A 13,472-nucleotide genomic window follows, 5' to 3' on the forward strand; every position below is an offset into this window, starting at 1 on the left:
CAAGGATTCGGCAGTGGTGTTTTTAGTACAGTGGATCAGGAAGCTAAGGGGAATTCTGGGGGCGTTGAAATTGATAGTGGCTCTTTAACTGTAACCAATGGCGCTCAAATTGATGCCACTACTTTTGGAGAAGGAGATGCCGGGAAGATAGTAATTCGGGCAACCGATCGCATTTTATTGGATGGGGAAGATAGTCAAGGATTCCCCAGTGGTGTTTTTAGTACAGTGCAACCGGGAGCCAAGGGAAATTCTGGAGGAGTGGACATTGATAGTGGCTCTTTAACTGTAACCAATGGCGCTAGAATTGATGCCGCTACTTTGGCAGAAGGAGATGCAGGTAAGATAGTGATTTGGGCAACCGATCGCATTTTATTGGATGGGGAAAATAGTCAAGGATTCGGCAGTGGTGTTTTTAGTACAGTGGATCAGGAAGCTAAGGGGAATTCTGGGGGCGTTGAAATTGATAGTGGCTCTTTAACTGTAACCAATGGCGCTCAAATTGATGCCACTACTTTTGGAGAAGGAGATGCAGGTAAGATAGTGATTTGGGCAACCGATAGCATCTTATTGGATCGGGAAGATAGTCAAGGATTCTCTAGTGGTGTTTTTACTACAGTGCAACCGGGAGCTAAGGGGAATTCTGGGGGCGTTGAAATTGATAGTGGCTCTTTAACTGTAACCAACGGCGCTCGAATTGATGCCACTACCTTTGGAGAAGGAGATGCAGGTAAGATAGTAATTCGGGCAACCGATAACGTCTTATTGGATGGGGAAAATAGTCAAGGATTCCCCAGTGGTGTTTTTAGTACAGTGCAACCGGGAGCTAAGGGTAATTCTGGGGGCGTGGACATTGAAAGTGGCTCTTTAATAGTAACCAACGAGGCTCTAATTTCTGCCGAAACCCAAAGTACTACCATGGCTGGAGATGTCAGCATTGATGCCAAAGACTTTATCCAACTGAGCGGGGATAGTGGTATCCGCGCCAGTGCAACCACAGGGGGTCCAGCGGGAAACTTAGATATTATCACCCAGAGACTATCGGTAGAAGATGGGGCGCAAATCACCGTTAGTAGTCCCTCTGGACAAGCAGGGAACTTAACTATCCAGACAAATTCCCTAGAATTAAACCAAGGTCAAGTCACCGCAGAAACGGGCACCAGTGGGATTGAAGGCGGTGCCAATATCCGTCTGCAAAACCTCAACACCCTACTGATGACTGATGAAAGTCTGATTTCAGCCACAGCTTTCGAGGATGCTAATGGCGGTAACATTAACATTAACAGTATCTTCCTGATTGCCCTGCCGCCAGAAGGTGTCAACGGTAGTGATATTATTGCCAATGCCGAACGAGGTGATGGGGGACGGATTATTATCAACGGTGAAGGTATCTTTGGCATTGAAGAACGTCGAGCCATTCCCGGAAATCGCACCAATGACATTGACGCCAGTTCCCAGTTTGGCGCTTCCGGTGAAATCCAACTGAATGTCCCCCTTGACCCCGCCAGAGGGTTGGTAGAATTACCAGGGGAGTTGGTGGATGTCACCCGATTAGTGGAACAGAATCTTTGTCAAGCGGCTCAAGGGAGCAGCTTTATTGTCACTGGGCGCGGTGGCTTACCCACACCTCCCCAGGAACCCCTCAACCCTGAGGCGACTTGGGAAGATTGGCGGATTGATTTGACGAGTGAATCCATTGCTAATCCTACTCAGGATGTAGAGACGCGCCATGGCGCGTCTGGGGAAGGGAGAGTCTATCAACAAACCCCAGACAACCAACCCAAGCAAATTATCGAGGCTCAAGGTTGGTATCGAGATGCCAATGGTACTGTGATTCTGACGGCTGAACCGACAAGGGTAACGCCATACAGCACTGGGTTGAGTTCAACAAACTGCTCTGAATAAGACAGGACTTACGCAGCTACACCACGTATAGCAGTAGTTAAGATAGATTAGGACATTCTTTACTGCCCGTGAGTTCCCTCTTGGACTAACTGATGTCCTTTCCGTACCCCGTAGTGCTATATGGTGGGAAAGGTGCGTTACGCTTCGCTAACACACCCTACTGGCGTGGCACACCTTATTTGGTAGATTAGAATTGTAGGGGCGCAAGGCTTGCGCCCGGTTTAAACGTCAAATCTATTCCACAATTTTAGCTGTGTCAGTCCACTACACCAGCACTACACCAGCACCTCCCACCCACTCTCCCTCTCATTGTACCTATACAACATATCTTGTTGATTTTGTCAATATCGCCGCTATAGAAATTTTGGGTCACAGAGGTTGCCATACTACCCCTTGTCAACTCGGTGACGTTTACCCTAGGAGCGCGTGAAAACTGACACCATCTTCTATAGCCTGTTTAAAGAGTTCCCCAGTATCTTCTTTGAACTGATTAACCAATCAACAGCACAAGCGGCGATGTATGAATTCACCTCCCGTGAAATCAAACAACTCTCATTTCGACTCGATGGTTTATTTTTACCCAAGAACGAAACCTTAAACCAACCCTTCTACGTCGTCGAAGTTCAGTTTCAACCCGATGAGAATTTATACTATCGTTTATTTACGGAACTGTTTATCTTTCTGAATCAATACAAACCCCCTCATCCCTGGCGGGTTGTAGTGATTTACCCCAGTCGCCGAATTGAAAGGGAACAACCGTTACAATTTAAGGAACTCTTCAGTCGAGTGCAACGGATTTACTTGGACGAGTTAGAGGAAACGGCATCGGATTCCCTGGGGGTAAACATTGTTAAGCTAGTAATAGAGAATCAACAGACAGCACCGACAGTGGCAAGGCAGTTAATCGACCAAGCCCAAGTCCAGATCGCTGATCCAACCACAAAACGAGACTTAATTGATTTAATTGAAACAATCATCGTTTATAAATTACCGCAAAAAAGCCGTCAGGAGATAGAAGCCATGTTAGGGTTAAGTGAACTCAAACAAACCAAAGTGTATCAGGAAGCCAAGCAAGAAGGGTTTTCTGAAGGTGAACAAAGAGGTGAACAAAGAGGCGAACAAAGAGGTGAACTCAAAGCCAAGTTAACCGCTATACCACGCATGATCCAGTTTGGCTTAAGCTTGGAGCAAATCGCTCAGTTGCAAGATTTGCCACTGGAATTTGTCCAACAGGCTTCTCGGTTATTCGAGCAACAAAATGTTATCGCTTTTGTTGAGCTGTTAAATCATCAACGCCAGCTTTTCTCCCCACAAGACTTGGCTGAGTTGGCTTTTTTGATTCAACCCTTACCCGATAAAATAGAAGACTTATCAGACGCGATCGCGCAATGGTGCCAGCAGGAAGCACATACAGCACAGCGTGAGGCTTGGCGTCAAATCGGCTCCGGGTTATTGAGTGCGACAGTAGAGAAACTTTTGGCGACAAACCCTGACACCCTTCAAACTCCATCCGCTATCCTCAACAAAGCCATGGTACAAAATGCGATTGAGCGATGAAAGTCTCACCGTTGAACTCTTGCCAGAATGATTAGATTTCGCCCTCGGGTTCTTTATGCATATGTGATTCATGAACATTTTAAACGTGATGCTTATCTTCCATCGTAAATCTGTACTAGCCCTTGGCATTATTGTTAGTTTAATGACTACTCTTGCCCCAGTGACGGCACAGGTTAAACCATCAAATACTATCTCTGATCCAATATCAATTCCTTCTCTCCTGCCTAATTTACCTGATGATACTGGTGGTGGTACTCCTCAAACCGACAATGGAACAGGTACTCGTGGTGACTGTGAATACCAGGAAGGAGATCTCCTGCTGACGCGCATGGCAGGTAGCAAAAACTTTCAATTAACGGTGAGTGAACATCCCACTATTTTGGTTTATGTTCCCTACACTTCAGACAAAGTATCCTCTGGAGAATTTTCCATCCAACAAGGGGAAAATGATATTTATCGCACCACCTTTAAACTGCCAGCCACACCCGGAATTGTCAGTGTCACGGTTCCCAAAACAGAAACGCCATTAGAAATAGATAAAACCTATCGCTGGTATTTTGAAATAAATTGTCCTAGTGCCAGACAATCTCAGCAATCAACAACTCGACTGACGCCAGCATCACTAACAGGATTTGTGCGACGAGTTTCCCAACCTCCTGAACTTGAGGCGGAATTAAATCAGGCAACAAATCCCCTAGAACGAGTTGCCGCTTATGCCCGTCATGATATGTGGTACGATCTGCTCACAGAATTGGCTCAATTGCGTTTGAAATACCCGGAAAATGCCACATTAGAAAGTATCTGGCTAGACCTTTTGGGGGATGAACGAATTGGGTTAACAGAAATTAAGCAAGAACCCATTATTGGCAGTGTTATAGTGGACGAGGCTATAACCAATTCCCAATCAGAATAAAGGGTGCCCAGTGATAAGGGCGCAGATAATCTTTATCTGGATCATCCGGGTACTCCCTTAAAAAAGCAATTTGAGTTTGCCGCAGCGCTTCAGCTTTACTCCGTTGAGGTGCTTTTAACTGTTCGTAAAACCGTTGCATAAATTCGGCGGTGGATGCGTCGTTTACTTGCCATAATGTCGCCAATGTACTGCGGGCGCCCGCTCGCACGGCAATTCCAGCTAATCCCAATGCGGCACGTTTATCCCCCGTTGCAGTTTCGCAAGCACTCAAAACCAGTAATTCAATCGCCGTGCTACGATTGGGTTCATTGGTGCGTAATAAATTATCTAAATCCTGAACATTAATCCGCCCACTCCAGTCTAAAATAAAGGTTTTTTGCGGATTAGAACTAAATTTGCCGTGGGTGGCAATATGTACCAAATTAAAGGGTTCCTGATTAATCTGATTGCGGATATTTTCTTGCTCAAATTCCTGATTTTCTAAAAGTTGATTCAGGCTGATTTGTTCTTGGATTCCGGCTAACTCCTCAGCGACATTATCTAGGGGAGAAAATCCTTCTGATTCAAAGCTTGGTGCATTGGTTGTTCCCGCAATCAACCCCTGGAAATTCTCGCGTTTCAGGGGTTTGGGTTCGAGGAGTTGTAAACCGGGTGTTAACGCCACCGCATACCGCTCAATTAAATAGTTTTCTCCGTCATAAAGAGTAGAGGGGGGAATATTACGTAAAGAACCATCCAGGACAAATACTAAGGTTTTAACCGTGGAGTTGTCTGAGTTAGTTTTAGATAAATCGGCTTCAAAGGGGCGAATTAACCAATCGTAAAGTTGGGCTGCATCCTGTTTAATCTGACTGATACTTGTACTGCGTTTGGTTAAATCCTGGCGCAACTTTTCCACAGCTTGATCCACTTGTGTTTCAGAAACACCTTGATGAGCATAGTGGCGCAGATTATCTTGTCCAGGTAATTTAAGAATGATGTCCAAACGATTGGATAATATAATCGGATAAACGATCGCGGCTTGAGGATCGACGTTATCAATATTCACGGCTGCTGGTGTGGCACAAGCATCGCGAAAGAAGTTATCCAATTCAGCCAGTTGCAAGGCTTCCATGATATTACGGGCTTGGATCAGATGTTCTTTGCTAGGAGTGGGGGAACGCAGGAGTAAATCGACAAATTGGCGATAAACAGGTTCGACAGTTTCTCGGAAGGAAAACTGAATCTCAGGATTGAGGGCAACTAAATCTCCGCGTAAATTGTTGAGTGTTTTAACAGCTTTATCATAGTAGGCGATCGCGTCTGGATTAACAGGCAGATTTTGAGAACTTTCTTGGGTTTGGGCTTGCAGTAATCGCCCCATTTGCCATTGCCATTGATAGGCGATATCCGGAGCGTTTATCTGTTGTGCAATTAGGAGTGCCTTTTCCGTTACAGTTTTAGCATTTGTCCAGTCTTGATTTGTTTCATAGAGCTTGCCTAATGTCCCTAAACTATAAGATATCGCCCGTTTATCTTCTAACTCTTGAGCTTGTTGAATTGCTGTCTTTAAGATTGCCACATTATCATTAGTGCGTTGCTGCTGTGCCATGATTTCTGACATCTTCAGCAAACTTTCAGCAAAGTTAACCTGAGCATAGACAGAAGCTCGACTTGCAGGTAAAATGGATAATCCGGCTGAAATTGAGGACAATAATTCTGGCTCCGGTGAGAGAGAGGCAGTTTCAATCAATAAACTCAATTGATTCAGTTGAGCTTGAATTCGAGTTAACGGGATCGTGGCTTTCATCGCCGCCTGTTGATAGTGAGTTAGGGCAGCTTGGATATAGTCTTCGCCTGAGGAGTTTTCAAACACTTTAGCACGTTGGGCTAAGGTTTGCTCTGTATTTGCTAAACTCAGCAATATTTTGCTTTCTTGTTGCGGTAAGCCTAAGGCTTGAGTTAACGCTAAACCTTGGCTGAGAATATCTTGAGATTTTTCTAAATCCCCACCTTGCCGCAAAATCGCCCCGAAATTTTGTAACCCAGCCACCTTAACGGGTGAATCCTCTAACTCAAAAAGGGTTTGTTCTAGCCGTTGATACAGTTGCTTAGTGCGTCGATATAATCCCAAGGATTGCATTGCCTCTGTTTGATTAATTTGACTGCCAATTTCTCCGACTAGATCACCGGCTTGCTGATAGAGAGTTTCTGCTTGTTCCCAGGTAGCTAATGCGGCTTCAGCGTTGCCTGTGGCTAATTGGAGCCGCCCTTGAGCATTGAATACTTGAGCGCGAACCCTTGGGTTAGCTTCAGGTACAGTGTCGAGTAAAGACAAACTAGTTTGAATTGCTTGTTCAGCCGCTTGCCACTGTCCCAGTTTCTGATAGGTTAATGACAACAGGCTTAATACTTGAGCTTGCTGAAGGGTATTCCCCGCCTCGGCATACCCCTGTGCTGCTTGTTGTAAAAATTGTACGGCTTTGTTAAATTGTCCCCTATTGTAGTGATTTTTGCCAACTTCTACTAAAGCAGGAATTTCAGTGGCGGTGGGAAGTTCAGCCCTTACCTGGGGTAGGGTATGGATACCCAAACTTAAGCTTAATCCTAACAGAGCCAAGAGGAGCGATCGCGCCGTTTGTAGTAGGCACTTTAGTGTCATAGTTCGTAGTAGGCACTTTAGTGCCACAAGCGCTGAAGCGCTGACTACAAGCCTGAGCGATCGCATGATTCGAGAAAGGCGTAAATTTACCAATTTTGCCAACCAACTAAACCTCCGAGGAACACAGACCTTTGATATTTTATTTACAGATAAGGATACTAGGCGGTTCATATCATTAAACCTTTTAGATTTATGTTTGGTAACAAGCGCTAAAGCGCTTACTACAAACACCTCAGGCAATTGTAGGGTGCGTTACGCTGCGCTAACGCACCCTACAAAATTACCCTACAAATGATGTTCTACTTCAGCCACCATCAACAGCGTTTTTAACACTGAATCGGGATTCAAACTGATCGAATCAATCCCTTCCTCCACTAAAAACTTGGCAAACTCTGGATAATCGCTAGGCGCTTGACCGCAAATGCCAATCTTACGCCCACACTCCTTCGCTGTTTGTATCGCCAACTTCACCATCCGTTTTACACCGCGATTGCGTTCGTCAAAAATATGCGCCACTAACGCTGAATCTCGGTCTAATCCTAACGTTAATTGCGTCAAATCATTGGACCCAATGGAAAACCCATCAAACACTTCAGCAAACTCATCCGCCTCCATTACATTACTGGGTAACTCACACATCACATACACCTGCAAGCCATTCACCCCACGGGGTAAACCATTTTTTGCCATCTCTGCTACCACCTGACGCCCCTCATCGGGAGTGCGACAGAAGGGAATCATCGGAATTACATTAGTTAATCCCATCTCATCCCTTACCCGCTGTATCGCCTGACATTCCAAAGCAAACGCTTCCCGGTAGTTCGGATCACAATACCGTGACGCCCCTCGCCACCCCAGCATGGGATTATCTTCCTTGGGTTCAAAACTCTGACCGCCTAAAAGATTCGCATATTCATTACTCTTAAAATCCGACATCCGCACAATCACAGGTTTGGGATAAAACGCCGCTGCAATTATCCCTACGCCACGCGCCAATTTATCGACAAAAAACTGGGGTTTATCGGCATAATTTTTCGTCTTTTGGGTAATTTTCGCTTTCACCGATTCATCCCGCAATTGATGATAATGAATCAACGCTAAGGGATGAACTTCAATATGATTGGCAATAATAAACTCCAACCGTGCCAAACCTACGCCATCACAGGGAATTGCGGCTAAACCAAAAGCTTGATCTGGATTGCCGACATTCATTAAAATTTGGGTTCGGGTGCGAGGTAAATTATCCAATAGCGTTTCTTGCACTTCAAAGGGTAATAATCCCTGATAAACTCGTCCTTCATCCCCCTCTGCACAGGAAATTGTCACCCCTTGACCCGTGGTTAATACCTCGGTTGCATTTCCACAGCCAACAATTGCCGGAATTCCCATTTCTCGCGCAATAATTGCCGCATGGCAAGTACGTCCCCCTTGGTTGGTGACAATGGCGCTGGCTTTTTTCATAATCGGTTCCCAGTCGGGATCAGTGCGGTTAGTAACTAAAACTTCTCCCGGCTCAAACAGATGAATGTGAGAGGCATCCATAATAATATGGGTCATTCCTTGACCAATGGCTGCGCCCACACTACGTCCCGTTACTAATACTTCGCTGCGTTCGTTCAACTGATAGGTTTTGAGAACTTGTGCCGATTTCTGGGATTGTACGGTTTCCGGACGCGCCTGAACAATAAATAACTCCCCAGTTATGCCATCTTTTGCCCATTCAATATCCATGGGAGTATAGAGTTCCCGCAGTTGGGAATAATGGTCTTCTATTTGTACCGCCCAACGCGCTAATTGTAAGACTTCTTCATCTTTGAGACAGAATTTCTTTTGATCACAGGGGGCGACTCGCACGTTGCGTGTCAGTCTGGAACCCCCTTCGTCGTAGATCATTTCAATTTCTTTGCTTCCCAGGCGTTTCTCCAGAATCGGGCGACATCCCTGTTTTAATGTCGGTTTAAAGACTAAGTATTCATCGGGATTAACCGCACCTTGAACCACCGTTTCGCCCAAGCCATAAGCGGCGGTAATTAATGTGGTATTTTTGAATCCCGTTTCGGGGTCAATGGAAAACATCACTCCGGAACAGGCTAAATCAGACCGCACCATTTTCTGAATTCCCACCGAAAGCGCCACATCAAAGTGGTCAAATCCATTATGTTCCCGATAAGCAATGGCGCGGTTGGTAAACAGGGAGGCGAAGCATTTATGGGTAAATTCCAGAACGCCTTTGAAACTATTTACATTTAAATAGGTTTCCTGTTGACCCGCAAAACTCGCATCTGGCAAATCTTCCGCCGTCGCTGAGGAACGAACCGCGACATCGGTTCCCTCCCCGTAGCGATCGCACAATTCCTGATAGGCTGTCCGAATGGCTTGGGTCAGTTCTAGGGGAAACTCCATACTCAGGATTAACTGTCGCGCTTTTTTCCCATGCTGTTGCAGATTACTCACATCATCGACATTCAAATCTGCAAACAGATGGCGCAGTTTGGCTTCTAAATCGGCGGTTTCGATAAAGTAACGATACGCATACGCCGTAATCGCAAACCCGGTAGGTACATTGATTCCCTGGGGAGTGAGTTGTCCAATCATTTCACCCAGAGAGGAATTTTTGCCCCCGACAAAGGGTAGGTCATCCAGTCGGATTTGATCAAACCAGAGGATTAACGATTGATCTTTAGGGACTGGGGTAGATGTCTGAGGGGTTGAGGCTAACATAACTTTTTTTCTTAACCGTATAATTTAAGTTTAGCTTTAGAAAATATTTGGGCTCACTAATACGTTACGAAAAATTAACAAAAACCTTTGCCCTCCTCATCCCAAATCCGCCTTTATTACCCCATGGAAGAGGAGGCGATTGAAATCGCTGCTACACTTGCCTTGCGTCCGCCTGCGCGGACTAGGTTATAACGGGGGTAGCTAACCTGGATTTAGTATCATACCCTGTTGCCATTTCGCGATCGCTAAAATTGGTGATTGGTGATAGGTAATTGGTGAGTAGGAAAAATTCTTCCTCATCTCCTCTTGCTCCCCAACAAGGGCGGGTTTAGTCAAGTTATTGGTTTGTTGGGTAACGTTATCAGTCAAACCCGCCCCTACAAATTGACGCCCCAGCTTCCCCCGCTTCCCCAGCTTCCTCATCTCCCCCAGCTCCCCCAGCTTCCCCAGCTTCCCCAGCTCCCCTCCGCCCCTTCGATCCAAAATACTTCTCAAAAAGTAAAAGATTGGCTGCTTATGTGTAGCCAATCTTGTCCAACATGTATTACAATTTCTCTTTCGACTGAATCTTAATTCACGGGTTCATCTACATTCACGGGTTCAAAACAGCTCCAGATAGCCTCTGGAGCTTTTTCTGTCGTGCTATTATAACAGATTTTTTTCAAAAATGGGGATTTTGCCTTTCGTGTCATAATTTTTGCACAGAGCGTCAGCGTGCATCAATATGGGCAAACTCTTAGCAAGACGTTACCAATTCATCAAAGTCCTGGATACCGATGAATTGGGTCGCACTTATTTAGTGGTAGATATTCACTCTCCCCAGCATCCTAAATGCGTGGTCAAGCAAATTCGACTCCCGCCGAACTCCTCTCCAACTCGATCATCTATTCTCAGCCGTCTGGAAAAAACCTCAGAATGGCTGAAAAAGCTGGGTCAACATGACCAAATTCCCCGATTGATCACCACGTTTGCCCAAACTAATCAGTTTTATCTCGTTCAAGAGTTTATTCGCGGTCAACCTTTAACTGACGAACTCATACCCGGTGATCCGCTGACCGAAAATCAGGTGATTAGCCTGTTAAACGAACTCCTCAACCTCTTAGTGTTTGTCCATAAACAGGGCACAGTTTTGGGAAACCTCAAACCTTCCACAATTATCCGCCGCCAAGGAGATAACAAATTAGTGCTAACAACCTGGGGAATTATCCACCAATTGAGTCCCCAAATCGCCCAGTCATTCCACAAATTAGCCCCCAATCCCCCCAATCCGACTTTTGTTGATCACTCCCCCAAACCCTTCCCAGAACCCCTCCACGTTAATCGTGACTTGTCCGCCTTGGGGATCATCGCCATTCAAGCTATGACCGGATTATCCGCCAGCGAGTTAGCAGAACTCAAACAAGCAAACCAGGGTCAACCTGAAACCGGCGCTTGGCAAGCTTACACCCAAGTTAGCCCAGAGTTAGCCACTATTCTGGAGAAAATGGTGCATGATGATCACCAGAACCGTTATCACCACGCTAAAACAGTGCTGGCGGATCTCAGTCGTATCCCGGAGAGGAACACTGTTTCTCAATTTTCTCTACCCTCGTTACCGACTATTAATCCTGCGATCGCGACAATTACCTATCCCAGTCGTCAGTTTAAACCCTGGGTTATCCTGACGGCTATAGGATTGGTGGGAATTACGGCGTTAGTTCTGGCTTATACCCTGCGCCTCCCGCAACGCCTAATGGCGCAATACGTTCTCCACCAAGGAAAAATCCAAGCACAAGCCCAACAATCTGAGGCGGCGATTGACTACTATACTCAAGCCATTACCTATCAGCCGCAAAATGCGACAGCTTACTATTATCGGGGAAAGATTTACGCGAATCAGGGAAAAACTCAGTCCGCCTTGGCTGATTTGACTCAGGCGATTCAACTCAATCCCCAAAATGCGGACGCCTATTATCAACGAGGAAATCTGCGCCTTGAGTTAGGCGATCGCCAAGGGGCTAAGGCTGATTATACCCAAGTCCTGCAACGTGACCCTAATTTTACCCCAGCCTGGGTGAATCGAGGTCAAATTGAAGCTGACTTAGGTAAGGAAAAAGTTGCCATTGATGATTATACCCAAGCCATTCAACGTGATCCCAATCTAGTCACGGCTTACCTGAAACGCTGTCGTTCCCGTTCTAATGTAGGCAATCACAAGGATGCGATTGACGACTGTACCGCCGCGATTAATTTACAACCCAATCAAGCCCTAGCTTACCAAAACCGTGGTTTAGCCCGTCAGCGTCGAGGAGATAGTCGCGGGGCGATAAAGGATTATACAGTAGCGATTCAATTGAATCCAGAGCTAGCAGAAGCTTACTATAAACGAGGATTAGCCCGTCAGGAACTAGAAGATACTCTAGGTGCGATCGCGGATTACACCCAAGCGATTGAACGAAATCCTGATTATGCTTTAGCTTACTATGAGCGAGGGTTAGCCCAAGCCCAATTGGGAAATCGATTAGCCGCGATCAACGATTTACAGCAAGCGGCTCAACTTTGCCGTGATCTAGGTAAACTGGATTGTTATGAAGCGGCGCAGTCTCAACTGTCTAGATTGGCTGACAGATGACAAGCATCTTGCACTTGCCTCTAGAGCGACCCGATAGAATTAATGGTTGGGTGGTGTGAATTGAGTGCAGGGGGTCGCCCCTACGGTAGGTGTAGATTAAATCTTTACGATACAGACCGAAACAGTAGTAAAATTATAGATTGTGTCCTTATTTCAAATTGTTTATGCCGAAACTAAAAAGCCGTAGAGCAGCCGCGAAACGTTTTCGACCCACCGGAAACGGTAAAATTAGACGACGCAAGGCGTTTAAGAGCCACTTGCTGGAGCGCAAAAACTCAGGACGGAAGCGGCGTCTGTCGAAATTGAACTTGGTCAATGAACGGGATGCCGATAATGTGCGCCTGATGCTTCCCTATTTTTAGACTGCTTTAGCTTGACCGGGCGAGAAGCCCCACGCTCTAATCTTTGACCCTTGCGTGGGATGAATCGCCAGTATTAGAAATTTATTTCTGTCGAACTGTTCGGTTCATTGGAACGCTGCGATTAATATCAAGAAAGTGGGGCTGGGCATGTTCCCCACTATAAAACGCCGGAAGCGTAGCCGTAAGGAGCCGCTCAAGGAAGCCTACACCGTAATCTCTGATTCGGTGTAGGAAGATGTCACACGAATAACCATCTAGCTCGTATCAATTAGGTAGGAAGAGTCAATGACAAGAGTAAAACGCGGTAACGTCGCCCGTAAACGACGCAAGAAAGTTCTCAAGCTGGCGAAAGGATATCGGGGTTCTCACTCCAAACTCTTCCGTACAGCTAATCAACAGGTGATGAAAGCACTGCGGAACGCTTATCGCGATCGCCGCAAGCGCAAGCGGGATTTTCGCCGCCTCTGGATTACTCGCATTAATGCCGCCGCTCGTCAGAATGGCATAAGCTACAGTCAGCTTATCGGTCAGATGAAAAAGGCGAATATTCAAATCAATCGCAAGATGTTGGCACAATTAGCTGTGTTAGATCCCGCCAGCTTTCAAAAGGTGGTAGAACTTGCTAGCCAAGGCGCAAAGTAAATCCAGTAGAGTCAAAGGTTTTCGGTTGAGATAGCAGGGGTGCAGGGGTGCAGGGGAACCAATTTGTAGGGGCGGGTTTGACCGATAACGTTACCCAGCAAACTAATAACGTGGCTAAACCCG

Annotated in this window: 8 protein-coding genes and 1 pseudogene; 6 read left to right on the forward strand and 3 right to left on the reverse strand. The window is 46.1% G+C overall.

The genetic code is table 11. The annotated features are described in order from the left end of the window. The 3 genes and pseudogenes from RIB93_RS14645 to RIB93_RS14655 form a co-directional block, all read left to right on the forward strand. Nucleotides 1-1,902, forward strand: a pseudogene (locus tag RIB93_RS14645) (filamentous hemagglutinin N-terminal domain-containing protein); the annotation flags it as partial. A 426-nt stretch (nt 1,903-2,328) separates the two neighbouring features. Next, the gene (locus RIB93_RS14650; RefSeq protein WP_446373485.1) at nt 2,329-3,459 is read left to right on the forward strand and encodes an Rpn family recombination-promoting nuclease/putative transposase; all 1,131 of its coding nucleotides are present in this window, start codon (nt 2,329-2,331) and stop codon (nt 3,457-3,459) included. Between the two features lie 70 nt (nt 3,460-3,529). Beyond that, complete coding sequence (locus RIB93_RS14655; protein ID WP_446373486.1) at nt 3,530-4,372, forward strand: DUF928 domain-containing protein; 843 nt, start codon at nt 3,530-3,532, stop codon at nt 4,370-4,372. On the opposite strand, the gene RIB93_RS14660 is transcribed toward RIB93_RS14655, so the two are convergent. The 3 genes from RIB93_RS14660 to RIB93_RS14670 all read right to left on the reverse strand — a co-directional run bounded on the left by RIB93_RS14660 (nt 4,347) and on the right by RIB93_RS14670 (nt 10,157). After that, nucleotides 4,347-7,013, reverse strand: coding sequence for a CHAT domain-containing protein (locus RIB93_RS14660; protein WP_446373487.1), 2,667 nt, complete (start codon nt 7,011-7,013; stop codon nt 4,347-4,349). The two genes, RIB93_RS14655 and RIB93_RS14660, sit on opposite strands and share 26 nt — an antisense overlap. A gap of 285 nt (nt 7,014-7,298) precedes the next feature. Continuing rightward, nucleotides 7,299-9,734, reverse strand: a complete 2,436-nt coding sequence (ppsA, locus tag RIB93_RS14665; RefSeq protein WP_446373488.1) for a phosphoenolpyruvate synthase — start codon at nt 9,732-9,734, stop codon at nt 7,299-7,301. Nucleotides 9,735-9,935: 201 nt separating this feature from the next. Then, nucleotides 9,936-10,157, reverse strand: a complete 222-nt coding sequence (locus RIB93_RS14670) for a hypothetical protein (protein ID WP_446373489.1) — start codon at nt 10,155-10,157, stop codon at nt 9,936-9,938. A 301-nt stretch (nt 10,158-10,458) separates the two neighbouring features. Here RIB93_RS14670 and RIB93_RS14675 point away from each other — a divergent pair, with 301 nt between their 5' ends. The 3 genes from RIB93_RS14675 (at nt 10,459) to rplT (ending at nt 13,349) form a co-directional block, all read left to right on the forward strand. After that, a complete protein-coding gene (locus tag RIB93_RS14675; protein ID WP_446373490.1) occupies nt 10,459-12,345 on the forward strand; it encodes a tetratricopeptide repeat protein in 1,887 nt (628 codons plus the stop codon). A gap of 164 nt (nt 12,346-12,509) precedes the next feature. Next, on the forward strand, nt 12,510-12,707 hold the full coding sequence (rpmI, locus tag RIB93_RS14680; protein WP_446344649.1) for a 50S ribosomal protein L35: 198 nt from the start codon (nt 12,510-12,512) through the stop codon (nt 12,705-12,707). 285 nt (nt 12,708-12,992) lie between these two features. Next, entirely contained in the window at nt 12,993-13,349 is a 357-nt protein-coding gene (gene rplT, locus RIB93_RS14685; RefSeq protein ID WP_446373491.1) for a 50S ribosomal protein L20, read from the forward strand. Nucleotides 13,350-13,472 lie beyond the last annotated feature (123 nt).

This window comes from Coleofasciculus sp. D1-CHI-01, from assembly GCF_040218875.1.
Classification (GTDB): Bacteria; Cyanobacteriota; Cyanobacteriia; order Cyanobacteriales; family Coleofasciculaceae; genus Coleofasciculus.

What these genes read in the sequence shown, in the direction of transcription:
- RIB93_RS14655 (WP_446373486.1), top strand. Translation starts at nt 3,530, where the DNA reads ATGAACATTTTAAACGTGATGCTTATCTTCCATCGTAAATCTGTACTA.
- RIB93_RS14660 (WP_446373487.1), bottom strand. Translation starts at nt 7,013, where the DNA reads ATGACACTAAAGTGCCTACTACAAACGGCGCGATCGCTCCTCTTGGCT.
- ppsA (WP_446373488.1), bottom strand. Translation starts at nt 9,734, where the DNA reads ATGTTAGCCTCAACCCCTCAGACATCTACCCCAGTCCCTAAAGATCAA.
- RIB93_RS14670 (WP_446373489.1), bottom strand. Translation starts at nt 10,157, where the DNA reads ATGAGGAAGCTGGGGAAGCGGGGGAAGCTGGGGCGTCAATTTGTAGGG.
- RIB93_RS14675 (WP_446373490.1), top strand. Translation starts at nt 10,459, where the DNA reads ATGGGCAAACTCTTAGCAAGACGTTACCAATTCATCAAAGTCCTGGAT.
- rpmI (WP_446344649.1), top strand. Translation starts at nt 12,510, where the DNA reads ATGCCGAAACTAAAAAGCCGTAGAGCAGCCGCGAAACGTTTTCGACCC.
- rplT (WP_446373491.1), top strand. Translation starts at nt 12,993, where the DNA reads ATGACAAGAGTAAAACGCGGTAACGTCGCCCGTAAACGACGCAAGAAA.